The sequence below is a fragment of the Cellulomonas algicola genome (assembly GCF_003851725.1).
Taxonomy (GTDB): domain Bacteria; phylum Actinomycetota; class Actinomycetes; order Actinomycetales; family Cellulomonadaceae; genus Cellulomonas; species Cellulomonas algicola.
Window position 1 is genome coordinate 1 of sequence record NZ_BHYL01000468.1, and the last position, 1,088, is coordinate 1,088.

General features: G+C 75.3%; 1 protein-coding gene. It reads left to right on the forward strand.

Annotation, left to right across the window (positions count from 1 at the left end; genetic code table 11):
- Nucleotides 1-221: 221 nt before the first annotated feature.
- Nucleotides 222-827, forward strand: a complete 606-nt coding sequence (locus tag CTKZ_RS20895) for an HNH endonuclease (RefSeq protein ID WP_124344687.1) — start codon at nt 222-224, stop codon at nt 825-827.
- Nucleotides 828-1,088: the final 261 nt, after the last annotated feature.

Consider the following 1,088-nt stretch of genomic DNA (forward strand, 5'->3'; position numbering starts at 1 on the left):
CGGGGCCTCGTCGTCGTCCCGCGACGCCGGCACGACCGCACGTGCCGTCGTCCGCGCGTCACGGCCGGTCGTGAGGTGGACGTGCGTCCGGCGTTCACCCGCGGCGCGCACGGAACTCCGATGGCCGTGGCGAGGTCGCCGCGTACGCTGGTCGCGCACCACGCTGTTGCTTCGCCGGGCCGGCAGCCAGCCGGTCCGACCCGTGAGGTCGGGAGGACGCCGTGCTGACCGAGACAACTGCCCTCGCCCCCGAGGGGGGCGGGACGGTCGGCGCGAGCGCCCGTGCCGTCACCGCGCCGCCCGGCTCCCGGGCGATCCCGTCGGCGCTGTCGTCGGGCGCCCGCTCGCTGCTGCTCAACGCGAGCATGGAACCGCTGTGCATCGTGAGCCTGCGACGGGCCGTGCTGCTCGTGATGAGCGGCAAGGCCACGGTGCTCGAGACCGACGGGCGGGTGCTCCACTCCGAGCACGCCGCGGTCCCGCTGCCGGTCGTGCTGTGCCTCACCCGCTACGTCCACGTGCCGGTCCGCAAGCCGGTGCCGCCCACGCGACGGACCGTCCTGCAGCGCGACAGCCACCGCTGCGCGTACTGCGGGGGAGGGGCCGACACGGTCGACCACGTGCACCCGCGGTCGCGAGGCGGGAGGCACGAGTGGTCGAACGTCGTCGCGGCGTGCGTCCGTTGCAACCACCGCAAGGCCGACCGGCTGCTGCACGAGATCGGGTGGGAGCTGACGTTCACGCCGCGCGCGCCACGCTGGTCCGTGACGTTCGGGTCGTCCGCGGTGCGCGCCGAGCCGCTGTGGGCGGCGTACGTCCGGACCTGACCGGACCGGAGTCGACCCGACCTGGCGTGACCGGGCCGCACCGGTCGTCGCGGTCGTGCGGCCGGCGTCCGGCGCGTGCGGCCCGCCGCGGTCCGTGCGGATCGCCGGGTCAAGGATGTGCCAAACTACGGTATCGCTGCGGTCTCATGGGGGCGCGGCGGTGATCCCGGGGGCCACACTGGACCTGGGTGAGGATCCGACGCCGGACGGCGCGTGACGCAGCGGTCACGCGCCGAGGACGGGAGGCCCCGATGGTGCGGG